The following is a 340-nucleotide window of genomic DNA, read 5'->3' as shown; positions in this document are numbered from 1 at the left end:
TGAGATTGAGTTATATGTACGCTCAGGGGGCGAGGTACGAGTTGGCTTTAAAGGGCAATATTATGCCTTCTCTAATCCAGCGCCTTTAATTACCAGCGGCACATGGAATCACATTGCTTTGACCCGTTCGGGGCGTGATATCTGTTTATATATTAACGGGGTTAGCTTTGGTTGCCGTCAGGCTGCTTCGGGTAGTCTCAATGTGCTGCGGACGGCATTGGGAGTATGGTGGCGAAGTAATGGCTCATTTGCCGATGAGCTCAATGGTGTGCTGGATGAAGTGCTTGTCTATGAAGGGGCGCTATCCACTGAGCAAATAACCACTATTTATACTAACCAG

At 47.9% G+C, this 340-nt stretch carries 1 protein-coding gene; it reads left to right on the top strand.

Translation table 11 applies throughout. The annotated features are described in order from the left end of the window. The coding region (locus CWB98_RS23630) for a LamG domain-containing protein (protein WP_138546989.1) at nucleotides 1-340 on the top strand (340 nt) is incomplete at both ends.

The organism is Pseudoalteromonas rubra, from assembly GCF_005887115.1.
Lineage (GTDB): Bacteria > Pseudomonadota > Gammaproteobacteria > Enterobacterales > Alteromonadaceae > Pseudoalteromonas > Pseudoalteromonas rubra_F.
The sequence above is the reverse complement of the archived record's forward strand: the minus strand, read 5'-3'. Positions and strand labels throughout refer to the sequence as shown.